General features: G+C 55.4%; 15 protein-coding genes and 1 pseudogene. All 16 read left to right on the top strand.

The annotated features are described in order from the left end of the window. Positions 1 to 148: 148 nt before the first annotated feature. A complete protein-coding gene (addB, locus tag JJQ72_RS04660; protein ID WP_208202927.1) occupies positions 149 to 3640 on the top strand; it encodes a helicase-exonuclease AddAB subunit AddB in 3492 nt (1163 codons plus the stop codon). An 8-nt stretch (positions 3641 to 3648) separates the two neighbouring features. Next, positions 3649 to 4986 (top strand): annotated as a pseudogene (locus JJQ72_RS04655) (UvrD-helicase domain-containing protein); the annotation flags it as partial. A gap of 590 nt (positions 4987 to 5576) precedes the next feature. Beyond that, complete coding sequence (locus tag JJQ72_RS04650; protein WP_208202926.1) at positions 5577 to 6989, top strand: reverse transcriptase/maturase family protein; 1413 nt, start codon at positions 5577 to 5579, stop codon at positions 6987 to 6989. A 60-nt stretch (positions 6990 to 7049) separates the two neighbouring features. Then, on the top strand, positions 7050 to 9914 hold the full coding sequence (locus JJQ72_RS04645; RefSeq protein ID WP_347880719.1) for a 3'-5' exonuclease: 2865 nt from the start codon (positions 7050 to 7052) through the stop codon (positions 9912 to 9914). 66 nt (positions 9915 to 9980) lie between these two features. Further along, a complete protein-coding gene (locus JJQ72_RS04640; RefSeq protein WP_208202924.1) occupies positions 9981 to 11159 on the top strand; it encodes an exonuclease SbcCD subunit D in 1179 nt (392 codons plus the stop codon). Next, positions 11156 to 14611, top strand: a complete 3456-nt coding sequence (locus JJQ72_RS04635) for an AAA family ATPase (RefSeq protein ID WP_208202923.1) — start codon at positions 11156 to 11158, stop codon at positions 14609 to 14611. The genes JJQ72_RS04640 and JJQ72_RS04635 overlap by 4 nt, the downstream gene beginning before the upstream one ends. Before the next feature lie 93 nt (positions 14612 to 14704). Beyond that, a complete protein-coding gene (locus JJQ72_RS04630; protein WP_138225238.1) occupies positions 14705 to 15064 on the top strand; it encodes a histidine triad nucleotide-binding protein in 360 nt (119 codons plus the stop codon). A 157-nt stretch (positions 15065 to 15221) separates the two neighbouring features. Then, positions 15222 to 15395 (top strand): 30S ribosomal protein S21, encoded by a 174-nt coding sequence (gene rpsU / locus JJQ72_RS04625; protein WP_005547957.1) that lies wholly within the window; start codon positions 15222 to 15224, stop codon positions 15393 to 15395. A 16-nt stretch (positions 15396 to 15411) separates the two neighbouring features. Beyond that, complete coding sequence (locus JJQ72_RS04620) at positions 15412 to 15855, top strand: GatB/YqeY domain-containing protein (protein WP_138225239.1); 444 nt, start codon at positions 15412 to 15414, stop codon at positions 15853 to 15855. 216 nt (positions 15856 to 16071) lie between these two features. Then, positions 16072 to 17433 carry an NfeD family protein gene (locus JJQ72_RS04615; RefSeq protein WP_208202922.1) on the top strand — a complete coding sequence of 454 codons (1362 nt, stop codon included), beginning with the start codon at positions 16072 to 16074 and terminating at the stop codon, positions 17431 to 17433. Positions 17434 to 17548: 115 nt separating this feature from the next. Next, on the top strand, positions 17549 to 18559 hold the full coding sequence (floA, locus tag JJQ72_RS04610) for a flotillin-like protein FloA (RefSeq protein ID WP_138225241.1): 1011 nt from the start codon (positions 17549 to 17551) through the stop codon (positions 18557 to 18559). A 17-nt stretch (positions 18560 to 18576) separates the two neighbouring features. After that, positions 18577 to 19155, top strand: coding sequence for a hypothetical protein (locus JJQ72_RS04605; RefSeq protein WP_138225242.1), 579 nt, complete (start codon positions 18577 to 18579; stop codon positions 19153 to 19155). Positions 19156 to 19317: 162 nt separating this feature from the next. Continuing rightward, positions 19318 to 19611 carry a sporulation protein YqfC gene (yqfC, locus tag JJQ72_RS04600; RefSeq protein WP_138225243.1) on the top strand — a complete coding sequence of 98 codons (294 nt, stop codon included), beginning with the start codon at positions 19318 to 19320 and terminating at the stop codon, positions 19609 to 19611. Continuing rightward, the gene (gene yqfD, locus JJQ72_RS04595; protein WP_138225244.1) at positions 19608 to 20801 is read left to right on the top strand and encodes a sporulation protein YqfD; all 1194 of its coding nucleotides are present in this window, start codon (positions 19608 to 19610) and stop codon (positions 20799 to 20801) included. Before yqfC ends, yqfD begins: the two co-directional genes overlap by 4 nt. A 6-nt stretch (positions 20802 to 20807) precedes the next feature. Beyond that, positions 20808 to 21779: a PhoH family protein gene (locus JJQ72_RS04590; RefSeq protein ID WP_138225245.1), complete on the top strand. Its 972-nt coding sequence runs from the start codon at positions 20808 to 20810 to the stop codon at positions 21777 to 21779. A 14-nt stretch (positions 21780 to 21793) separates the two neighbouring features. Further along, the gene (locus JJQ72_RS04585) at positions 21794 to 24064 is read left to right on the top strand and encodes an HD family phosphohydrolase (RefSeq protein ID WP_138225246.1); all 2271 of its coding nucleotides are present in this window, start codon (positions 21794 to 21796) and stop codon (positions 24062 to 24064) included. Positions 24065 to 24086 lie beyond the last annotated feature (22 nt).

The raw sequence follows: 24086 nt of genomic DNA, 5'->3' as shown, positions 1-24086 counted from the left end.
CTGTTATGCATACGGTCCCCCTAGACTTCCTATCATTTCAAAGCTGCCAGTGTTATCCAAACACATGTTCTTGATAGAGGCATGTATGCTATAATGATAGACAGTATTTTACGAGGAAAACAGACAGTATAGAATGGGAGGCTTGCCTGTGTCAGTTCGTTTTTTGATCGGCCGTTCCGGGAGCGGCAAGAGCACCCGGATGAGAGAGGAAATAGCCAGCCGCCTTGCTGAAGCTCCGCAGGGCAACCCCTTGATTCTGCTCGTGCCCGAGCAGGGCTCATTTGATGCAGAGCATGCGCTCGTGACTGCTCCGGGCGTTCGGGGCTCGCTTCGGGCGCAGGTGCTCAGCTTCCGCCGCCTGGCGTATCGGGTCATGCAGGAAACTGGCGGAGCGGCGAAAGTGGTGATCGGTGAAGAGGGCAAACGCATGCTCTTGTACAAAATTATTCAAAGGCGCAAGGATGAGCTCAACCTGTTCGGCGCCTCCGGGGAGCAGCTCGGCTTTGTTGGCAAGCTCAGCCAGCTGTATACCGAGATGAAGCGCTACTGCGTAGATGCCTCCTGTGTGCAGGAGCAGCTGGAGCAGATGGCGTCCACAAGTACCAGCCCGCCGCTGCTAAGGCGCAAGCTGGAGGATATTTTGGCGGTGTATCGGGATTTCGAGCAAGAGATGGCTCCGCTGTACAAGGACGATGAGGATACGCTGGCTGCACTTGCAGACTGTGTCCGGGAATCCTCCTATATCCGGGACGCGGACCTGTGGATTGACGGCTTTAACGGATTTACTCCCCAGGAATATATTGTACTGCGGGAGCTGATGAACCATGCCCGCTCGGTGACCATCGCCTTGACGCTGGACAAGCCTTACCCGGAAGGAATGACTCCTCATGAGCTGGATCTGTTTCATCCCACGGCGGTAACGTACAGCAAGCTGCGGGGAGCGGCGGGCGAGGCAGGGCTGGACGTGGAGCATACGGTGCTGGACGCAGAGCAGCTCCCCCGCTTCAAGGACAGCCCCGCGCTGGCGCATCTGGAACGGGGCTTTGACCGCAGGCTAAAGTGGAGCGGAAGCAGCCCGCCAGAGGGCATCAAGCTCTATGCTGCGGGGAACCGCCGGGCCGAAGTGGAAGGGGCGCTCCGGGAAATGCTCCGGCTTGCACGGCAAGGTGCCCGCTATCGGGATATGGCTGTTCTGACCCGCAATCCGGGAGATTATCAATTTCTCATCGGTCCCTTGTTCCGTGATTACGGCATTCCTTATTTCCTGGATCAGAAGCGAAATGAGCTGCATCATCCGCTCGTAGAGTTTATCCGTTCCGCGCTGGAGGTTGCGGTGCGGCGATGGCGGTACGAGGATGTGTTCCGCTGCATAAAGACGGATTTGCTGCTGCCTTTGGATGGCAGCCTGTCACGCGAGGATATGGACCGGCTGGAGAATCACGTTCTGGCCAGCGGTATTCATGGCACGCGGTGGACGGACGGAAAGCCGTGGCGAGGCATGCCGAGCCTTTCGCTGGAGGATGAAGGACGGTCGCGCCGGGAGGAAGGTCTGCAGCTCATTGAGCAGTGCCGATTGGCCGTTACCGTTCCGCTGCAAGCTTTTGACAAGAGGCTGAAGCAGGGCGCCACCGCGAAGGACAAATGTACAGCGGTATTCCGCCTGCTGGAGGAGGCCATGATTCCCGAGAAGCTGGAGCTGATGAGCCGCGCCGCACTGAATGAGGGAAGGCCGGAAGCTGCCCGGGAGCATCGCCAGGTATGGAGCGCAGTGCTGGAGGTGCTGGATCAGATTGTGGAGATGATGGGGGGCGAAAGATTTAGCGCCGAGGCCTTTGCCGGCATCCTGGATACCGGTCTGTCGGAGCTGGAGCTGGCCCTCGTGCCGCCGGCTTTAGATCAAGTGCTCGTGGGCACGATGGACCGGACGCGGACCGGAGATGTCAAATATGTGTTTCTGCTGGGTGTGAACGATGGTGTGATCCCGGCGCAGTTCCAGGATGACGGCATTTTGTCCGAGCAGGAGCGGGTGACGCTGGAGGCATCCGGGATGGAGCTTGCACCCAATATTTCACGCCGGCTGCTGGATGAGCGATTTGTTATTTACTCGGCGCTGACAACGGCCAGCCGGCAGCTGTGGATCAGCTATCCATCTGCTGATCAGGAAGGAAAGACCCTGCTGCCATCCGAGCTGATCCGGCATATCAAGGGCATGTTCCCATTAAAGGAGGCCGTGCTGCCGTTAAGACCGCATGGCGGAATGTCATCGCAGGAGCAGTCCGGCTTCGTAGCAGGAGAGATGCGATCTCTTGCCTTCCTGACCGCACGGCTGCGGGACTGGAAACACGGGGAGCCGCTCCCGCCGCTCTGGTGGGAGGTATATAACTGGTATGCGAGAAGTCCGGCCTGGCGCAGCCAGCTGGACCAGCAGCTCTCCTCGCTCTCCTACAGGAATGAGACCGCCCAGCTGGAGGCCGAAACGAGCCGCAGACTGTATGGCAGCCGTATTCGTTCAAGCGTCTCCCGCATGGAGCGGTTTGTGGCTTGTCCATTTTCCCACTTTGCTTCTCACGGCTTGAAGCTTGCCGAGAGGCAGACATACCGGCTTCAGGCGCCTGATATTGGCCAGCTCTTTCATGCGGCGCTCAGCGATATGGCTTCCCGGTTTCGGGAGCAGAAGCGAAGCTGGGGCGATCTGAGTCCGGAGGAATGTCTGCGGGAAGCAGAAGCGACCGTTGACCGTCTGGCACCGAAGCTGCAGGGCGAAATTCTGCTCAGCTCCAAGCGCTACGGCTATATTTCCCGAAAGCTGAAGAGCATTGTGGGGCGGGCCTCCATCATTCTGGGCGAGCAATCCAGACGGGGGAGCTTTGAACCGGTCGGGCTGGAGCTGGATTTCGGACCGGGCAAGGACATTCCTCCGCTTCGTTTTGAGCTGCCGGGAGGCGTCGAAATGGAAATTATTGGCCGGATTGACCGTGTCGATATGGCGCGCAGTGAGAACGGACTGCTGCTGCGGGTGATTGACTATAAATCCAGCCAGAAGGACCTGAAGCTGCACGAGGTGTATTACGGCCTTTCTCTGCAGATGCTCACCTACCTCGATGTTCTTCTTACTTTTGCCGAGGATTGGCTGGGGGAGAGCGCACTGCCCGCCGGGACACTGTATTTCCACGTCCATGATCCGGTTCTGCAGTCTCCTAACGGGCTGACTGCGGATCAGGCGGCCGAGGAGCTTTTGAAGCGTTTCAAGATGAAGGGGCTGCTGCTGGCTGACCGGGAGGCGGTCTCGCTCATGGATGCAGGACTGGAGAAGGGTCACTCCTCCATCATCCCGGTCGCCGTCAAAGCCGATGGAAGCTTCTATAGCAGCGCTGCTGTCGCAGATCCAGAGCAATGGCAAAGCCTGCTGAAGACAGTCCGGCAAAATATCGTCAGCATTGGCTCAAGGATTACAGGCGGCGAAGTAAAGATTGAGCCTTACCGGATTCAGCAGGAAACGGCTTGCACGTACTGCTCTTACCGGCCGGTTTGCCAGTTTGATGAAAGCATGGAAGGCAATCAATATCAGCTGCTGAAGAAGCCGGGCAAGGATCAAATCTGGGAATGGCTGGGCCATGAGAAGGGAGCAGATGCACAGTGAATGCAGTGATGAGCAAGCCGGAAGGCAGCATGTGGAGCGATGATCAGTGGCAGGCGATTATGAGGAGCGGGAATGACATTCTGGTTGCCGCTGCAGCAGGCTCCGGCAAGACGGCAGTACTGGTTGAACGCATTATTAAAAAAGTCATCAACGAGGAGGCCGGCTTCAGCGTAGATCGTCTTCTCGTAGCAACGTTTACGAAGGCCGCTGCGGCCGAAATGCGGCAGCGGATCCGCGAGGCGCTGGAGCGGGAGCTGGAGAAGGCTCCGGATCGTGAGCATCTTCGCCGCCAGCTGGCCATGCTGGGCCGGGCATCCATTACTACGCTGCATTCCTTCTGTATGGAGGTGATCCGCCGTTATTATCAGCTCATACCGCTGGATCCGGGCTTTCGGATTCTGAACGAGCATGAGGCGGATTTACTCCGTCAGGACGTACTGGAGGAGCTGTTTGAGGAGAAATACGGCGATGCCGAGCACGGGGGAGAGTTTCTCCGGCTGGCTGACTGGTTCAGTGGAGAGCGAAGCGATGACGCCCTCTATCAGCTTGTTCAGCGTCTGTATGATTTCTCGCGGAGCCATCCGTGGCCGGATGAGTGGCTGCGGGACACAGCTGCAGCGTTCTCCCTGAAGGACACAGCGGCGCTGGGAGCGACGCCTTGGGTGAAAAGCATCCTGGCGGATGCCAGGCTGGCCCTCGCCGGAGCGGCGAGCTTGCTGGAACAAGCCAAGGAGGCGGCATCCGCGCCCGGTGGTCCGGCAGCGTATATGAGTACGCTGGAAGATGATCTGCAGCTGGTTCATGCTTTGTCCGATGCGCTGCACAGCACTCCGTGGGAAGAGCTGTATGCGGTGTTTCAGCAGGGAGTGTTCGGGAAGCTGAAGGCGGTCAAGAAGAGCGAGGTGCTGCCGGAGCTGCAGGAGCGGGTCAAGAATCTGAGAGACCTTGTTAAAAAGATCGTGACAGAGCTCAAAACCTCCTTGTTCGGCCGCACGGCAGAGCAGTTCTTGGAGGAGCTGCATGCTTCGGCGCCAGTGATGGAGGAGCTCGTGGATACCGTCATTGCTTTTGCGGAGCGGTACAGGCACGCCAAGGCGTCTAAGAGCACGGTGGATTTCAACGATTTGGAGCATTATTGTCTGCAAATTCTCAGACACGAGGCTTCCACACCCGGGCATACCCAGCCCTCCGACGCGGCGCTGGAATATCAGAGCCAGTTCGACGAGGTGCTGCTGGATGAATATCAGGATACGAACAGCGTTCAGGAGGAAATCGTTCGCCTGATTTCAAGAGAGGGGCCTGGCAACCGATTTATGGTCGGTGATGTAAAGCAGAGCATTGTGCGCCCATAAGGGGCATCGGTTTTCCCCGTTAAGCCGGGGGGTCTTCGAGGGTATGAAGGCCATGTCACCCAACTCATCCGGAAGGGAAACCGGAAGGGGAGTGCAGCATGTTGGGAAAGTCGCAAGTTGACGAGCTAACCCGTCACGACTGAGCGGCGAGACATTAAGATAAGTATGAGGATGAAAGCTATACTGCTTCAAGTCTAGTCTCAGCGGGGCCATGCTTCCCGGCAGGAATGTTAGCTGCCTGCCCCAGCGCTATGGACAGCGAAAAACCAAGCCGCTGCCCTGCACTTCGAATTCATAAATGCTATAATTCGAGGAAATACCCGAGAGCTACTCAAGCGCTGGCGCACACCTGAACAGGTGGAACGGACGAAAGGACCATCCGGCAACTTATCAAGCTTGGACCGATGTGACTAAATGGGGATTGCCTAAGTGGGAATGCCAGAGACGGCTATATCCTGCAGAGGATGGAATATCCCATAAGGCAACGGAGCCTTCGTAGTAGTCCGCGACAGGGAAAGCCTGTTACATGGCGAAGGAAGGCAGCTTGTCGGTATAACATTTTGCGGAAAGGAGCGCAAGGCTCCATGAATTCTGGCGAAGCTTTATACCTATTGACCAAAATATCCAGTGAAAAGCCTGACTATGTATATAAACGATTGTATCGTCATTTCTATAATCCCGATTTCTATGTGCGAGCCTATGATCTCCTTCATGCGAAGGAGGACCAGGTCGCAGGCCGCGGGGGTAACGGAGCTGTCCGGCCCCGCATAGAAGACATTAACGGGATCATCGAAGGAATGAGAGATGAATCGTATCAGCCGCAGCCGGTAAATCGAGCTGGGGGTGCCAACAAGAACAGCAAACCGGAGTTTCTAGTCACCTCTGCCTATGCGGACCGGCTGATTGTGGAAATTTGCAGGCTGCTGCTGACCGCAATATATGAGCCTCTATTTGAGGATTCCAGCCATGGCTTCAGACCGAACCGCAGCTGCCATACGGCACTGCAGGAAGCGAAGCTGCATTTCAAGGATGCACCGTGGCTCATTCAAGGGGAGATCCGGGGTTACTGCACAGACTTCTCCCGCCATAAGCTGATCTCGCTGCTGCAGGACAAAATCGACGATGCGAAGTTCATCCGGCTAATCTGGAAGCTATTGAGAGCCGGGTACCTGGAGGATTGGAAGCATGGCAGGACCTATAGCGGTACCCCGCTGGGCGGTGCGCTCAGCTCCGTGCTTGCCAATATTTATTGGCATCCGTTTGACCAATGGATCAGCTCCAATCCAAACCCGGGTCCGGGCCGCATCTACTGCATCCGGTACGGGGATACCTTCGTCACTGCTGTGTGGGGCAGCAAGGAGTCTTGCACAGCGCTTGCAGCAGAGATGAAGGCGTTCATCTCCCGCGAGCTGAAGCTTCCAGGCGGAGTAACGCAGGTGGCTCATGCCTCGGACGGCGTTTGTTTTCTAGGGCATATTCTAAGGCTGAAGAATGGCTGGAACTCTCAAACAGGCTTCAAAAATGCATACAGCACAGACCGTGGAACCATAGAGCTTTATATGCCGCAGGACACAGTCCGGCGCTTTGTCTCCAAACACAAGCTGGTAAAGAATATAGACGATAAATCCTGGAGGATGCTTCATGCTCCAGCACTTCTTCATCGTCCGGACGCTCAGATTGTGGCATGGTACAATGTGCGATTGCGCGGGCTGTACCATTTTTACCAAATGGCGGTCAACGTGAGCACGTACCTGCAGCAGCTGAGCTATGTAATGGAGTATAGCTGCTTGGCGACATTGGCTCATAAATATCAGTCCAGCACCTCCCGGGTGAAGGAGAAGCTTAAAGAAGGAAGATCCTGGGGGGTCCCGGTTCAGAGCAGGAATGGGGAGAGAAGAGTCTTGTATTTTCATAGGGGAGGATTTCCCCGGACTCATTCACCATATCTTGCTGCTGACCCGGATTTGGACCCCGGCTGGTCTGATGCTGCGCGTTAAACGTCACTGGATATCTGGTCAACATGACAAGTGGAGAGCCGTATACTTGGAGACAAGTACGTGCGGTTCGGAGGGGAGTTCTTTGAAACCTGTTTCCGAGATGAAATCAGGCGCGAGGGGCTTACCTACTATCGATTCCGGCTTGCAGAGCCGGGACTATTTCTGGATAAATACAAAACCTATGCTTCGGTAAACGAGGCGGATGAAGCTGAATTAAGACAGGGAGCCCGCATTGATCTGGCTCGAAATTTCCGCAGCCGGATGGAGGTTGTGGATGCAGTCAATATGCTGTTCAGGCAGATTATGAACGAATCGGTGGCGGAGATTCAATATGATTCCCGTGCCGAGCTCGTCTGTGGCGCTGCTTTTCCCGCAGTGGAAAAAGAATCAGAGAATGCCGCGTCTCCCTCCGGGATGCATACGCCTGAGCTGCTCCTGATTGACAGGGAGAATGCGGACTCTTCGGGCTCCTCTAGGGGATTAGAGGATGCTGCGGGGAGTGATGCCGGTGAAGGCATGCCTGCGCAAGAAAGTGAGCGTCAGGAGATGGAAACCGCGCAGCTGGAAGCGCGAGCCATCGCTGTACGCATCCGGGAGATGATGGGAGACACCGGAAAGCCGCTGCTAGTATTTGACAAAGTGAAAAAAGCGATGAGACCTGTGGAGTACGGGGATATCGTCATTCTGCTCCGTTCTGCAAGCGTGTGGGCGCCGCTCATGATGGAGGAGCTGGTTCAGGAGGGCATCCCGGCTTCAGGAGAGCAGAATCGGGGGTATTTTCAGGCCATCGAGGTCGAAATTATGCTGTCGCTGCTGCGGGTGATCGACAATCCCCGGCAGGATATACCGCTGGCTTCGGTGCTTCGCTCACCCATCGTAGGCTTGACAGAGGAAGAGCTGGCCCAGGTGCGACTCTTTGCAGCCGGCTCTTATTATGATGCGTTGAGCGCAGCCTTAGAGCAGGCGACGATGGAGGCAGCGCCGGGAGGCACAGCAGGGCTTGCGGCAGGGCGCTGGAATCTTGGGCTGGAGCTGTCCGGTACGGCTGAAGCGGCGGCTGGCCAGAGCTTGTCCGGTGCGCAGCCGGCGGAAGGCGTGAAGCCAGGTCCGGGACAACCGGCACCGCAGCCGGAGCTGTCGGCCGGACTCGCTGCCAAGCTGATCTCTTTCCGGGATCGGCTGGAAAGCTGGAGGCTGGATGCGCGGCATGGCAGCTTGAGTGATTTAATCTGGAGAATTTACAGTGAAACCGGGTATCTTGACTGGCTGGGAGGACTCCCGGGAGGAAGCCAGCGCCAGAGTAACCTGACGGCGCTCTATGACCGGGCGGTGCAGTATGAGCAGGATACCTCCTCCAGAGGGCTGTTCCGCTTTCTGACCTTTATTTCCCGGATGCGCGATAACGGCGGAGATTTAGGGGCTGGCAGCAAGGATGAAGGCCAAGGTAACGCAGTTCGATTCATGACCATTCATAAAAGCAAAGGGCTGGAGTTTCCGGTTGTTTTCGTGGCCGGGCTTTCCAAGAACTTTAATCAGCAGGATTTGAATGCCGCCTTCCTGATGCACAAGGAGCTGGGCTTCGGGCCGAAGTATGTGGATGGCAAGCTTCGGGTTTCATATCCTACGCTGCCTAATCTGGCCATCCGGCGCCGATCGCATTTAGAGCTGCTGGCTGAAGAGATGCGCGTGCTCTATGTGGCGCTGACGCGCCCGAAAGAGAAGCTCATACTGATCGGTACCGTGAAGAAGCTGCTGAACAAAATCAAGGACTGGTCTCAGGTGGACAGCGTCCATGGTATGCTTCTTCCGGATTATATGCTGGCCAGAGGCCGCAGCTACATGGATTGGATTGGACCTGCAATTCTTCGGCATCCGTCGGCAGCCATACTGAGGGAGGCGGCGGAGCTGCCGGAAACGGGGCATGCCGACCTGTTTCCAGGTGCTGACTCCTGGAGCATCACCGTGAAATCGGATGAGTATCTTATGACCGGCGCACCCCGGCACCAGAGTCATGCAGCAGAGGGTCCGGGCAGTGCAGAGCAGGAGCGCCGGGAAGGGATTGAGGCGGCTCTGAACAGACTGGAGCCGGTACAGGACATTCCATGGGAGAGCGGCCAGAGTCCTCAAGAGATGAGAGAGGAGCTGTATCGCCGGATTAGCTGGAAGTATCCATATCTGGCGGCGTCCGGCATTGCCGCCAAAACGTCAGTAACCGAAATGAAGAAGCAGTTGGCGATGCAGGAGCATCCACCGCGGGAATGGGCGGAGGAAGCACTGCAGCAGGAAGGCTCTAACGGAAATCAGGCCGGAAGCTTTACCTTAAGCTTGAGACGTCCTAAATTCATGGAGGATTACAAATTGACGCCTACCGAGCGGGGGACGGTGTACCATACTGTCATGCAGCATGTCCCGCTGGTAGCTGGACTGGATTCAGCTGGCGTGGAAGAGTTGCTGAATCAGCTCACAGACAAGGAGCTGATTACCCGGGAGCAGGCGGAGGCAGTTCAACCGCAGGATATTGTGGACATGCTTGCCTCTTCGGCAGGAGAAATGCTGCTTCAGGCCAGCCAGGTGTGGCGGGAGATGCCGTTTTCTTATGCGCTCCCCGCGACGGAGGCGTATCTGCTCCCGGATCCGGCATCAGGGCCTGTCAAGGATGCTCTTCACGTACAGGAGCTGCTTCAGGAAGAATGTGTCCTGATTCAAGGGGTTGTGGACTGCCTGTTCCGGCAGGATGAGCGGCTTATCCTGCTGGATTACAAAACAGACAAGGTCCTTGAGCAGCGGGGCGGGATCGAAGCTCTGAAGGAGCAGTACAGATTCCAGCTGGAGCTGTACGCCAAGGCGCTGGAGGAAATTCTGGGCGAACCGATTCAGGAGAAATGGCTGTACTTTTTTGATGCAGGACAGGCGGTTCAGCTCTAGCCGAGAGGAATGCGTTCAGTTCTGTGCGATAGATGTAAAGTGTTTAATGGGGGAGGAGTGCTAGATATGCGGATACTGCATACCGGCGACTGGCATTTGGGCCGGTCGCTGGAGGGAAGAAGCCGGCTCGCAGAGCAGGAGCAGTTCATTGACGAGCTGGTGCAGCTCGCAAAGGACCAGCAGGCGGACCTGATTCTGATGGCGGGTGACGTCTACGATTCCGTGAACCCTCCGGCTGCAGCCGAGCAGCTGTTCTACGAAGCAGCGGCCCGGCTGAGTGAGGGAGGACGGCAGCTGGTTGCGGTTGCAGGGAACCATGATCAGCCGGAGCGGGTAGCTTCGGTAACGCCTCTGGTGCAGCGGAGAGGGATTACTTTAGTAGGGCTGCCAAGTGCTGAGCCGGTTCAGGTTCAGGCTGCTCGTACCGGCGAAACGGCGATCATCGCCGCCCTGCCATATCCTTCGGAGTCCCGGCTGAACGAGCTGCTGGCGATCGGCGGGGAAGAGGATGAGCTGCGCCGAGCCTATAGTGAAAGGGTTGGCAGCCTCATGAGGAGAATGGGGGGTCATTTCTCGCCTCAGACGGTGAATTTGGCAATGAGCCATATCTACGTGCTGGGGGGGCTGGAGACGGACTCGGAGCGCCCTATTCAGGTGGGCGGCGCTTATACGGTTGATCCTTCCGCTTTGAGCACGGGTGCCTGTTATACGGCACTGGGTCACCTTCATCGTCCGCAGGCGGTCAAAGGAGATGGCATCATCCGATATAGCGGTTCTCCGCTCGCCTATAGCTTTTCGGAAGCCGGGCAGGCCAAATCGGTAACGCTGATCGAGGCGTCTCCCGGAGGGGTTCCGGTCGTAGAAGAGCTGTTTCTGAGCTGTGGCCGGCCGCTGGTCCGCTGGAAAGCCCGGGGCGGGCTGGAGGAGGTGTACCGCTGGCTGGATGAAGAACGGGATCCGTCCGCATTTATCGACCTGGAGGTCCACCTGACGGAAGCGATGGGACTCTCCGACATTCAACGGCTCCGCAAGAGCCGGGAGGGCATTGTGCATATTCGGCCTGTGTACCCTGAAATGGCGGCGCTGGAGCTGGAGGCTGCACGGACCAGCCTGCCGCTGCCGGAGCTGTTCCGTAAATTTTATCAAAGGCAGACCGGTGGTGCCGAGCCTGATGACAGCTTGGTTCAGCTGTTTCTGGAGCTGGTCGATGAGGAAGAAGCCCCCGTGACGGAGGTGACGGAATGAAGCCGGTATCGTTAAAGGTCTCAGGTCTGCAGAGCTACCGGGAGCCGCAGGAAATTGATTTTACACAGCTGTGCGAAACCGGTCTGTTCGGTATTTTTGGTCCTACGGGCAGCGGGAAGTCCACGCTGCTGGATGCCATTACCCTGGCTATGTACGGCAAGGTTGAGCGGGCGCAGAACGGGACCCAGGGCATTATGAACCATTCGGAGGATACGCTCTACGTATCCTTTACCTTCGAGCTGTCCTCATCAAGCGGCCCGGAGCGTTATCGGGTGGAGCGCCGTTTCAAGCGGATGAACGAACTGTCTGTAAGCAATACACTCAGCCGATTTGTTGAGGTGCAGCAGGATGAGGAGTGTGTAATCGCAGACAAGCTGGCAGACGTCACGCGATGTGTGGAAGAGAAAATCGGACTGAAAATGGACGATTTCACCCGAGCAGTCGTGCTCCCTCAAGGTAAATTTGCTGAGTTTCTGTCACTGAAGGGCAGTGAGCGCAGGCAAATGCTGCAGCGCCTATTTCATTTGGAGCGCTACGGTGATGTTCTGGCGCAGAAGCTGAGCCGCAGGGTAAAGGAGAATGCCGGGTCGCTGCGTGCCGTGGAAGCTGAACAGCAAGGCCTGGGAAGCGCGGGAAAGGACGACGTTGCCAAGGCGGAGCGCAGCCTGAAGGAGGCCGTGTCTGCAGCCAAGGAAAGCCGCGCTGTGCTAACAGCAGTCGAGAAAAAGTACGAAGAGCTGTCCAGGGCTCGGGAGCTTGATTCCGAGCGCCGCCGGCTTCAAGCCCGGCTGAATGAGCTGTCCGAGCGGGAGCAGGAAATGAACAGCTTGGAGCAGCGGCTCACGCTGTCTGCATCCGCTATGCAGCTGCTTCCCTCTTTGAGAGATATGCGGGCTGCTGTACAACGCTATGAGGAGCTGTTACTGACAGCTCAGAAGCTGAAGGCGGCCGCGGAAGCAGCAGACCAAGAAGCGAACCGGCTGCAGGAAGCTGAGCATACCGCCAAGCAGGAGCTGTCCGCTGAGGAACCGGGGCTGATGTCCAGGCTGGAGCAGCTGGAGCAGGCCGTAGCGCTGCAGCAAGAGCGGCGACTGCTTTCGGCAGAGCTTACCCGGCTGAGCTCTCAGGCAGAGGGGGCTCAGCGCTCCTACACTGCAGGCAGTGAGCAGCTGGACAAAGAGCGGCAGCTGCTGGATAAGGGTCTGAAACGGAGAGAAGAGCTGCAGGAGAAGCTGAAGCTGCTGGAGGTTCGTCTGTCGGACCGCGAGGCGCTGTCCGAGGCGATGAACCGGAAGCAGGCCATCCTTGCGGCGGAAGAGCAGCTGAAGCAGCAGGAAGCTGAAGCCGCAGCACAGGCTGAGCGCTGCCGCCAGGCAGAGCAAGCCGTTAATGATACCCAGAAAGCGACCTCTTTGGCTCAACAGGACATGCAGGTGCTGGCTGCTCAGGCTCAGGCGCTGCGAAGCTCAGGCACTGACGTCATTGAGCTCGTAGAGAGAACCTCCAATCAGGTATTTGCTCTGTACCGTCAGCTTCAGGAGAATGTCAGGCTTCAGGAGCTGCATGACCTGTCACGGTCTCTGGCAGCTGCGCTGTCGGACGGCAAGCCATGCCCGGTATGCGGCAGCCTGGAGCACCCGCAGCCAGCCCTGGAGGAGTTAGATAAGCATGAGGGGACAGAGCAGGCACAGCAGCTTGCGGCCTTGCAGGAGGAGCTGCAGGAGCTGCGGCTCAAGCTGCGACAGCTTCAGCATGAGGGAGTCGCTCTTCCTGATCTTAGTGAAGAGGTTCGCCATGGGCAGCTTGCCCATTCCAGCCCGGAGGGGGAAACAGCCCTCTACCAGGCTGCGGAAATTCAAGCTGCTCTGGCAGAGGCGGCCGCAGGATCAGATATCCATCCCGACGCACCGCAGCTGTCCCAGCTGCAGAAATCCGCGGCACATCTTCACAAGCTGACATTACAGCTGGAAGAGCAGCTGCAGCTTTGCCGCTTAAAGAGTGTTGATCTCCAGAACCAGCTGCAGTCTTTATCTCAGGAGCTGGCCCGCAAAGAAACTGCATTGGAGCACAGTGCATCACAGCTGCAGCAGGTGGAGGCGCGTCTAGCCTTCGCCAAGGACAGTCTAATAGCTTTAAGAGAAGCCTGGTCTACGGGTGTTTCCAGGGTCAACTTCGATACCGTGGAAGCCGAGCTGGCTGCTCTGCGGGAAAAGGACGCTCAGGCTGAAGCTGTACGGGAAGGGTTGGAGCGAAGTGTTCCGTTCCTTGAGGAGAAGCAGAAGGTTATCCAGGAGCTGGAAGGAAAGCTTCGGGAATTAGAAAAGCAGCTGATCCAGTGGGAAGCTCAGCGGCAGGGCAAGCAGGAGCTCCTGAAGGAGAAGGAGGAGCGCTTGGCAAGCTGGGTCGGTGACCACTCCGCTGAGGAGCTGCTTCAAGGCTGCAAGCAGCGGCTGAGCAGCTTGAGAGAGTCGGCTGCCCGCACGGCTGATCAAAGTAAACAAGCTGCGGAGGTGAAGGGACATGCCGCCAAGCAGGCGGCTGTCGCCGGACAGGCTGCGGAATCTGCCGGAGAGCATGCCGGGGGTGCACAGGAGCGCTGGAAGCAGGCGCTGTCGGAATCACCCTTTGAAACAGAGGAAGATCTGGCCGCAGCCGGTATGCCTGCCGAGGACATGGAGCGCTCTCGTGAGGCGCTGCAGCAGCACCGGGATGCCCAGAAGGAATGGAATCTGCGGCTGAGTGATGTGACATTGAAGCTCGGCGGCACGAGGTTCCAGGAAGAAGATTGGGAGCAGTGCTGCCGTGATCTTCAGGAGAGCCGGCAGGGTGATGAAGCAGCGCTGCAGCAGCATGCCCGTGCCGAGCGTGACCTGGAGGATTTAAAGAGGCGCCACAGCCGCTTTATGGAGCTGGAGGAGAGCCGGGTCCTTCATCAGGAGGAGGGAGAAAGGCTTGCCAAGCTGCAAGTCTCGCTGAGAGGGAATGCATTTGTAGAGTATATTGCTGAAGAGCAGCTTATGCAGGTCAGCCAGTCTGCTTCACAGCGGCTGCGCAGCCTGACGAATCAGCGGTATGCCCTTGAGGTGGATTCCGGCGGAGGATTCGTCATTCGAGATGATGCCAACGGTGGAATCCGCAGACCGGTATCCACACTCTCCGGCGGGGAAACCTTTCTGACCTCATTGTCGCTCGCGCTTGCGCTGTCGGCCCAAATTCAGCTCAGAGGGCAGTATCCGCTGCAGTTTTTCTTCCTGGATGAAGGGTTCGGCACCCTGGACCCGGAGCTGCTGGATACGGTCATTACCTCGCTGGAACGGCTGCATAGTGACAAGCTGACGGTCGGAATCATCAGCCATGTGCCTGAGCTGAGGGCGAGGCTTCCCCGCAAGCTGGTCATTCGCCCGGCAGGACATGTCGGCGGCGGCTCTCAGATTATGCTTGAAACGATGTAGCAGCGTGCAAAGCGATCCGTGTCATCAGTGGACGAGCTCCCTCGATTTTTGTATGATGAATAGATCATATTCTTTGGAGGAGGCAAGGGTTGTATGGACTGCCTGTTTTGTAAAATAGTGAACGGTGACATTCCTTCCAAAAAAGTGCTGGAGAACGACCGGGTGCTGGTGTTTCATGATATTCAGCCAGCAGCGCCGGTGCATGTGCTCATCATCCCTAAAAAGCACATTTCGTCCATGAACGAGGTGCTGGAGGAGGATCTGCCGCTGATCGCCGATATTCACCAGGCGGCGCAGCAGGCTGCGAAGGAGCTGGGTGTGGATGCTTCCGGCTACCGTCTTATTAACAATTGCGGCCGGGATGGAGAGCAGACCGTGCACCATCTTCACTACCATCTGCTGGGAGGCACCCGGCTGGGTGCATTAGTAGCAGGCTCTTCCTCTCACGCCTAGCTTTTCCTGCAGTCCGGTTAGAGAAAATGAACCGTCTGCAGATTTTGCTTAAAAAAAGGGCAATGAGGTTGACACCATATTTAAGTTTACTTTATAATGAAGAATGATGAACCGTGTTATTGCTCTTGGACGGTCTGGTCGGAGGGAGGGAAAACTGGTGTCTGAAACGAAAGTTCGCAAAAACGAGACAATTGATGCTGCACTTCGTCGCTTCAAGCGTTCCATCGCGAAAGATGGCGTCTTGGCTGAAGTGAAGAAACGCAAGCATTATGAAAAGCCAAGCGTAAAGCGCAAGAAAAAGTCCGAGGCTGCTCGTAAGAGAAAGTTTTAGGAGGATATAACTTAGCATGAATCTTAGCGAACGATTGAACGAAGATATGAAGCAAGCGATGAAGAGCAAGGACAAGTTCAAGCTCTCCACTATTCGAATGGTTCGTTCAACGATTAAAAATCTTGAAATAGATTTGAAAAGAAGTTTGGATGACAACGAAGTGCTTGATATTTTAAGTCGTGAAATCAAACAGCGCAAAGATGCCCTCCAGGAATTTGAACAAGCGGGTCGTGACGATCTTGCAGCCGATGCTAAAGCAGAAATTGAACTCCTCACCGCCTACCTTCCGGATCAGCTTACTGAAGAAGAAATTAAAGTCATTGTACAGCAGACCATCCAGGAAACCGGTGCTTCTTCAAAAGCCGAGATGGGTAAAGTGATGAGCGCCCTGATGCCTAAAGTAAAAGGGCGCGCGGATGGAAAACTAGTGAATCAAGTGGTTCAGCAATTTCTGTCATAACATAAGGTAAACATCCCTTGAATATTCAAGGGATGTTTTTTCTTTTTGAGAGAGGTAAGCCCGGAGACCTGATCGGGCATTTTGTGAAACCCTCAAGAGCGTTCATACGTATGTAAGGTATAATGTGCCTGGAGACTTATACATAAACATAAGTGTCCGTTCACAATATAGGTTAATAAGGAAGAGGCAAGCAAATTTGACGAGGAGGGGGAGTTAATGAGAATGACTGTGCTAAAACGGCGCTTAGGCCTGCTGGCAATGTCATTGCTGTGGAGCCTGGTCTTCGGTGTCATGCTTCTGAGTCCAGCGACTGCCAAAGCTGCAGCCCAGAGCGGCGCTGTTTATGTCATTCCGGTGAAGCAGCAGATCGAGCAGGGGCTCGGCAGCTTTCTGGAGCGGGCATTTCAAGAAGCTAAAGAGATGAATGCTGGCTTGATTGTTCTGGAGATTGACACACCGGGAGGCCGGGTGGACACGGCGGGCGAGATCGGTACGCTGCTTCAAGAGACGGATATTCCCACGGTTGCATTTATCCGGGGAGATGCGGCTTCTGCCGGCAGCTATATTGCGCTCAACGCGGATAAAATAGCCATGGCTCCTGGCAGCATGATCGGCTCGGCATCCATGGTAGACGGTATGGGAAATCCTGTAGAAGATGCCAAGCTTGTATCCTGGTGGAAGGCCCAGATGGTCAGTGCTGCCGAATCCAGCGGGAGAAATGAGCAGATCGCTGCCGGTATGGCGGATCCCAAGGTGGCGGTTGAATTAACCGAGCTGGGAAGAACTGTGGAGGCTGGAGACATTGTTGCGCTGTCGGCAGAGGAAGCATTGAAGGTGGGCTACTCCGATACCATGGCCGGAACTGTGAATGAGGTTATAGAGTTCATGGGGTTCTCCGGCAATGAGGTGTTCGAAATGGAGCTGACCTTTTCCGAGAAGCTGGCGAGCTTTCTGACGAACCCCTTCGTCATGACGCTGCTCTTATTTATGGGCATTGCAGGCGTTTTGATTGAACTGATCGTGCCTGGCTTTGGAATCCCGGGCGTTCTGGGCATTACCGGCTTCGTGCTCTATTTCTTCGGAAATTCGGTTGCCGGCTTTGCCGGGATGGAGACGTGGCTGCTCTTCGTCATCGGAATTGCGCTGCTGGCCATGGAGCTGTTCGTGCCAAGCTTCGGCATACTGGGCGTCATTGGCTCGATCAGCCTTATATTCGGGGTGGTGCAGGCTGCCTATACAACGACTCATGTCGCATGGTCTTTAGGCATTGCAGCGGTATGTGCGCTGATTGCTATTGTGGTGGTTGCACTCGTGTTCAAGGAGCGCGGCATCTGGAACAAGTTTATTTTGAGCGACAGCCTGTCCCGGGAGAACGGGTATATTCCCGTTCAGGAACGGGATATATTGATAGGGCTGACAGGGATTACGCTCACCCCGCTTCGCCCTTCCGGAACCGCGGATATCGGCGGACAACGGATGGACGTAGTTACGGCCGGCGGCTTTATTCCTTCCGGCAGCAGCATCCGTGTTCTAAAAACAGACGGTACCCGGATTGTCGTGGAGCAGGTTCCAGAGTAATCGATCTAGTGCCAGGTTTATGGGGAACCTGACGAGGTGCGGTTGATAACCTGCTGTAATTTGGTAAAATGGTAACCATCAACAAACAAATATAACGTATGGAGGCAGATGCACTTTGAATTGGAGCGATTCTTTCATCCCTGTTATCTTTATCGGCGTGGTCGCGATTATTTTACTGAGCGTGTTCTTCAGCTTCTTCCCGCTCATGCTTTGGATCTCGGCGATTGCATCCGGTGTGCGGATCAGCATCATTACCCTCGTGGCTATGCGGCTTCGCCGGGTAACACCGAGCCGAATTGTGAACCCTCAGATTAAAGCAACCAAGGCGGGACTTGGCCTTAATATCAATCAGCTGGAGAGTCATTATCTTGCCGGCGGTAATGTGGACCGGGTGGTTAATGCCTTGATCGCAGCCCAGCGCGCGAACATTCCGCTGGAGTTTGAACGGGCAGCTGCCATTGACTTGGCCGGCCGCGATGTACTGCAGGCCGTGCAAATGAGCGTTAATCCGCGAGTCATTGAGACTCCGATTGTCGCGGCAGTCGCAAAAGATGGTATTGAAGTGAAGGTAAAAGCTCGGGTAACGGTGCGCGCCAATATCGACCGCCTCGTCGGTGGTGCAGGCGAAGAAACCATCATTGCCCGTGTCGGTGAAGGTATCGTAACGACTGTCGGTTCTTCTTCGACCCATAAGGACGTTCTGGAGAATCCGGACCTGATCTCCCGTACGGTTCTGTCGAAGGGCCTGGATGCCGGTACGGCATTCGAGATTCTTTCTATTGATATTGCAGACGTGGATGTAGGCAAGAATATTGGTGCTTTCCTGCAGACAGAGCAGGCAGAGGCCGACAAGCGGATTGCCCAGGCCAAGGCTGAGGAACGCCGGGCGATGGCGGTTGCACAGGAGCAGGAGATGAAGGCGAAGGTTGTCGAAATGAGAGCCCGCGTGGTCGAATCCGAGTCCGAGGTGCCGCTGGCTATGTCTGAAGCGCTTCGCAGCGGACAGCTGGGCGTGATGGATTACATGAACCTGAAGAACATTGAAGCCGACACGCAAATGCGGAGCCAGCTCGGTAAGACCGGCGAAAGCTCTGACTCTCAGAATGACCCCAACAATAACAAGTAGGAAGAAGGCGAGCCCTGATGGAATGGATCCTGGATAAATTATACCTCGTTGCCATTGCAGGGTATTTCCTCTTCAGCTTTCTCGGCAGGTCTGGCAAGAGTGATGACAAGCCGACCCGCATGCCAACGTTTGGCAATGAACGCCGCAATGAGCGTCAGCCTTCCAAGAGGGCGGAGCCAGCGGATCAGCATGCCGGGCCGGGGAAGGTTGCCGAGAGTACGAACGACAGCAGATCTCGGCGGGAGACCCGGGAAGAGGAGTATGTATCTCCATACCATGAGCAGCAGGAGTACCGTAATCCGTATGAGGATTCCGCTTCCAGAATGGAATCTGCTGCAAGGGAGCTGTCCCCGCAGAAGGTCAGCGAAGGCTTGGACGACAGAAAACGCCAAATGCAGAGAGATCTTGAGGGCGTATTCGCCGAGCTGGATCAAACGGCTTCACGGCGGCCGTCGCCCTTGAAAGAGGAAGACAGCATGCAGGAGGAACGTGGTCTGAGCAAGTCTCAGCTGCAAGAGCGCGCCACGCAGGGCGTGATCTGGTCCGAAATTCTCGGTCCTCCGCGGGCCAAGAGGCCCTTGGGCCGCCGCCGGTAATCCATAAGTCTAAACATATCGACAGGTTATGAACAAGCCGCTTGAGAAGCTACTTCTCAAGCGGCTTTTGTTCGTGGTGATAGGAGCGGAACCGCGTCCGGTAGCATAATCAGGGCTGAGCGGGCATAAGGTGTAACGTACAGGAAGGGGGAAGGGCATCCTATGTCCCGCATCAGCCGCAAGCTGCAGAGATGGACCCAGGAAATTCTTGATTTGCCGCAGGATCTGCTGTATGACTTGCCGCGGTTGACCCTGATAGGCAATCATGAGCTTCATATCGAGAATCATAAAGGCGTCATTCACTTTTCATCCGATAAGCTTGTCCTGTCCCTGGCGCAGGGTGCTTTAGAGATCACAGGAACGGAGCTGTCCATTCGGTCGATCCAAAGCACAGAGGTTACCCTGCAAGGTAGGGTAGAGCGTATTCAGTACATAGAAAGAGGGGAAAAGCCTTGAATATTCCGACTATGATACAAATCCGCGGATATTTGAAAGTAAGTGTGCGGGGGGAGCAGCTGTCTGCCTTTATTAATGCCATTACCGAAGCGGGCATTCCGGTCTGGGAGATGAAGCCCACCGGCTCAGCGTCGGCATCGTTCAAGCTGCTGCTTTCTGACTTTAAAGAGCTGCGTCCGATTTTGAAAGGGACAGGCTGTCGAACACGCATCCTGGAACGCCATGGGCTGCCGTTTCGGGCAGCTCGCCTGCTGCGGCGCAAAATTTTTGCGGCTGGCATCGTGGTGTTCTTCGCGCTCTTGCTGCTTATGTCCTCTATGGTTTGGAGCATCCGGGTGGAAGGGAATGAAAAGGTGGCTACAGAGGATGTGCTGCAGGCTGCGAAGCAGGAGGGACTGTACACATATCAGTGGATCTTCCGGTTGAAGTCCATGGACAAGCTCTCAGCCAGTCTGGCGGCTCAGCTGCCCGGTACCTCCTGGGTCGGGGTTGAAAGAGACGGGACGAGCATTACAATTCAGGTGGTGGAGGCCTCGGTACCCAAGAAGTCTCCGCTGCAAAGCCCCCGTCATCTGGTCAGCACGGCCGATGCTGTGGTTACGTCAATTTATGCAGAAAAAGGACTGCCTCAGGTAGCGGTCAACAGCCGCGTCAAGAAAGGAGATATTCTGATCTCCGGGCTGCTCGGCGATGAAGAGAATCAGCAGCAGGTGGTCGCCAAGGGAGAGGTTAAGGGCCTGGTATGGCATGAATATGAAATTGAAGTTCCCCTTGAGAAGAAAAGTCATGTGCTGACCGGGGAATTCAAAAAAAGATCCTATCTGGTGCTGGGCAACCGGGCGGTGCAGCTATGGGGCTACGGCGAGATGCCTTTTGAAGCCAGCAGGGTATTGACGCTTTACGATCCGTTGACCTGGCGCAATCATCCGCTTCCGCTGGGTTGGATGACAGAGAAAGAGATGGAGGTTTCTCAGAATACGGAGACTGTGACGGAGCAGGAGGCCAAGAAGGAAGGGCTGGCCAGCGCGTTTCGGGATATTTTGGCAAAATATGGGCCGGATAGCCGCTTGGTGAGCCAAAAAATTTTGCATGATCAGAAAGAGAATGGTAAAGTTTATATGAAAGTGCTTTTCGAGGTGGAAGAGGTCATCGCGAAAGAACTTCCCATAGTATATAACCAAGGAGATTGAGGCTATTTGTCACAGCAAACGACCAGCACTCAGATTCATTTGCACAGCGCGTCTGAAGGACTTTCGTTGTTCGGGCCGCAGGATGCATTTCTAAAAATGATTGAATCCAGGATTCCTGCCAGAATCGCTTCACGGGAGGCTGTTATTACGATTTCCGGTGAGCCTGCCCATGTGGAAAGCCTGCAGCAGCTGTTTGAGGTATTGCTGCAGCTCGTCCGCAACGGATACATTCTGACAGAGAGAGATGTCCTGTATGCCGTTGAGCTTGCCATGGATTTGCGTGCGGACCAGCTGCTGGATCTTTATAAAGGCGAGATCACAACGACGTTCCGCGGCAAGCCTATTCGCGTCAAGACGATCGGCCAGAAGCATTATGTCACCACGATCAAGAAGAAGGACATCGTCTTCGGTGTAGGCCCTGCCGGTACAGGCAAGACCTATCTTGCCGTTGTGCTTGCGGTTTCCGCGCTGAAGGAGGGGACAGTAAAGCGTATTGTGCTGACCCGCCCTGCTGTTGAAGCAGGTGAAAGCCTGGGCTTTCTGCCCGGAGACCTGCAGGAGAAGGTAGATCCTTACCTGAGGCCGCTTTATGACGCACTGTATGATGTGATGGGACCGGATCAGACAGCGAAGGCGCTGGAGAGAGGTCTGATTGAGATTGCACCGCTTGCCTACATGCGCGGTCGGACGCTGGACGATTCTTTTATTATTTTGGATGAAGCCCAGAACACAACACCGGAGCAGATGAAAATGTTTCTGACGCGGCTTGGCTTCGGCTCGAAGATGGTCATTACGGGTGACGTTACCCAGATTGACCTGCCCCGGGGCAAGAAATCAGGACTTGTGGAAGCCAAGATCATCCTTTCGGAGATTGAGGATATCGGCTTTGTGTATTTTGCGGAGCAGGACGTGGTACGGCACTCTTTAGTTCAAAAAATTATCGTTGCCTATGATCAAGCTGCAGAAAACCAAGTTTAAAGGGGATTGTCGCTATGGCTCCTAATAAACCATCGACGGACAAGTCCATGTCTAATCGTCATAACGGCTGGAAATATAGCGTGGCAACACGCTATATTCTATTTTTGCTGCTGGCACTCCTGATTTATATCAGTCTGTCACTCAAGCTGCTGCCGGAGCGATATGATATCCAGGTCGGGACGCGAAGCGAGAAGAGCATCCCGGCGCCGGCTCAGATTGAAGACAGCAAGGCCACGCTGAAGGCACAGGAGGAAGCGGCGGAGAGGGTTCAGCCGATCTATACGTATATCCCGCTTCGTAACGATATTCTTGTGCAGCAACTGTTCGAGCGGATTGATCGGCTGAATCAGGACGAGGTCTCGGTTCAAGATAAAATTTCTATCTACCGCGAGGAAATTCCGCAGCGGGTGGATGATTTTGTAGACAGCTTTATTTCCAGCAACCAGGGCTCGGAAGGGTACCCGGATGAGCTGCTGGATGAGATGAAGACTGTGATCGAGCAGCAGGCCTACCGGGTGCCCGAGGAAACGTTCATCAAGATTCCGAGGCTGGAGCCTGAAGAAATATCGAAGATGAAGACGGTAGCCAGAGACATTGTGTCCCGGCTGATGAATGAAATTGTCGATGCGCAAACAGCGAGAGCAAAAGTAGCGGAGCTGGTCAGCACGAGCTCGCTCAGCGACAGAACCTCCAGAGAGGTTGTGCAGGAGCTTGCCCGCCTCGTGATTACGGCGAATAAGTTCTACAATGAGGTCGCCACGAAGGAGGCCAAGGTCGAGGCTCGTGAGAATACGCCTCCTGTCTATATCAAGCAAGGAGATATCCTCGTACAGAAGGGGCAGCTGATTACGCCGGAGCTGTATGACCTGCTGGGTAAGAACGGACTGCTCAAGGACGAGGTTACCTACTGGCCGGAGGTAGGCCTGCTGCTATTCAGCATCCTGTTATCACTGGGTCTGCTCATGTTCATCCGCCAGTCTGATGTTAATATATTCAAATACAACAACTCACAAATTTTGATGCTTGTTCTGATCTATGTCATTACGTTGATATGTATGCATCTGGCCGGATTTCTGCAAAGCGAGGAACGGGTATATGTCGGCTATCTGGCCCCAGTAGCGATCGGGGTCATTCTGGTTACGCTGCTGATGGATATGAGACTTGCGTATTTCAGCGTCATTATATTCAGCATTCTGTCCAGTGTAATTTTGAATGTGGACAAGAGTCAGATGTTTGATTTTCGGTTTGGCTTTTTTGCGGTCATCACATCCTGTGTGGCGTTGTTCGCAATCCACCGCGCCAGTCAGCGCTCGGCTCTTCTGAAGGGCGGTATTATGGTATCTCTGTTCGGTGCGCTGTCCGTGCTTATCCTGCTGCTTGTCCACGATTCGGACTGGAGCCGGAGCGAGAGCATGTACGCCCTGGCATTTGCTGTGGCGAGCGGAATTTTAACGGCTGTGCTGGTGATTGGCCTCATGCCATTTTTTGAAGTGACCTTCGGAATCTTGTCCGCCCTAAAGCTGGTGGAGCTGTCCAATCCGAATCATCCGCTGCTGCGCAAGCTTCTGACCGAAACGCCGGGAACCTATCACCATAGCGTAATGGTGGGCAATTTGTCCGAGGCTGCGGCAGAGGCCATTGGCGCAGACGGGCTGCTGTGCCGGGTGGGGTCTTACTACCACGATGTCGGCAAGACAAAGCGCCCGATGTATTTTATTGAGAATCAGAGCAACATGGAGAATCCCCATGATTCGCTGGAGCCTAAGCTCAGCAAATCTATTATTGTCGCCCATGCCCGGGATGGCGTGGAAATGCAGAAGGATTACAATCTGCCCAAGCCGATCCGCGACATTGCAGAGCAGCATCACGGAACCAGCTTCCTGCATTTTTTCTACCACAAGGCGTTGAAGCAGGCACAGGAGCAGGGGACCGAGCCGGATTTCACTGAGGATGATTTCAGATATCCCGGTCCGAAGGCGCAGTCGAAGGAAGCCGCGATTGTCGGTATCGCCGACAGCGTCGAGGCTGCGGTGCGTTCTTTGCGGAAGCCTACGGTGGAGCAGGTGGAGACGATGATCGAGAAGATCATCAAGGGCCGGGTGGATGACAATCAGTTTAATGAATGTGATCTGACGATGAAAGAGCTGGATGTGATTGCGAAGACGCTGAAGGCCACCGTCATGGGAATTTTCCATTCCCGGATTGAGTATCCTGAGGAAATGAAGAAGAGCAAGCCGGAATCGGCCGAGGCACAGTCTGGCAAGCCGGCTGCGGAGCAGGAATGATCATCAAGGTGAAGGAGCGTTG

This window comes from Paenibacillus sp. F411 (genome assembly GCF_017582705.1).
GTDB lineage: Bacteria > Bacillota > Bacilli > Paenibacillales > Paenibacillaceae > Paenibacillus_AQ > Paenibacillus_AQ algicola.
This window is presented reverse-complemented; position numbering and strand designations above follow the sequence as displayed.

Bases quoted from the DNA above. Each gene is read 5' to 3' on its own strand.
- JJQ72_RS04650 (WP_208202926.1), top strand. From the start codon at position 5,577: ATGAATTCTGGCGAAGCTTTATACCTATTGACCAAAATATCCAGTGAA.
- JJQ72_RS04640 (WP_208202924.1), top strand. From the start codon at position 9,981: ATGCGGATACTGCATACCGGCGACTGGCATTTGGGCCGGTCGCTGGAG.
- JJQ72_RS04635 (WP_208202923.1), top strand. From the start codon at position 11,156: ATGAAGCCGGTATCGTTAAAGGTCTCAGGTCTGCAGAGCTACCGGGAG.
- JJQ72_RS04630 (WP_138225238.1), top strand. From the start codon at position 14,705: ATGGACTGCCTGTTTTGTAAAATAGTGAACGGTGACATTCCTTCCAAA.
- JJQ72_RS04620 (WP_138225239.1), top strand. From the start codon at position 15,412: ATGAATCTTAGCGAACGATTGAACGAAGATATGAAGCAAGCGATGAAG.
- JJQ72_RS04615 (WP_208202922.1), top strand. From the start codon at position 16,072: ATGAGAATGACTGTGCTAAAACGGCGCTTAGGCCTGCTGGCAATGTCA.
- JJQ72_RS04605 (WP_138225242.1), top strand. From the start codon at position 18,577: ATGGAATGGATCCTGGATAAATTATACCTCGTTGCCATTGCAGGGTAT.
- yqfC (WP_138225243.1), top strand. From the start codon at position 19,318: ATGTCCCGCATCAGCCGCAAGCTGCAGAGATGGACCCAGGAAATTCTT.
- JJQ72_RS04585 (WP_138225246.1), top strand. From the start codon at position 21,794: ATGGCTCCTAATAAACCATCGACGGACAAGTCCATGTCTAATCGTCAT.